The 218-nt window shown below is 61.0% G+C and carries 1 protein-coding gene; it reads left to right on the top strand.

Annotated features, from left to right (window positions below; translation table 11 throughout):
* Positions 1–218, top strand: a 218-nt coding sequence (locus AC0QHF_RS27980; RefSeq protein WP_324707564.1) for a hypothetical protein, incomplete at both ends; no start/stop codon positions are given.

Genomic DNA, 218 nt, shown 5'->3' with positions numbered 1-218 from the left:
TACGAACCGCTGATCGAACAGTATGAAATCGTGCGATCGCCCTCCGCTTCTGCGATCGCCCAAATTCGCCAAGATACGGCCTCCCGAACCCCGGCAACTAAAACCCTCGCCGTCTTCGCCGACCCGGTATTCACCCCCAATGACGAACGGGTAAAAACCCCCGTCGCCGCCACCCCGCCGGACGAGTTATTGCTGGCGGCAATACCCGAGCCCAGAGG

The organism is Lyngbya sp. CCY1209, assembly GCF_055795065.1.
This window is presented reverse-complemented; position numbering and strand designations above follow the sequence as displayed.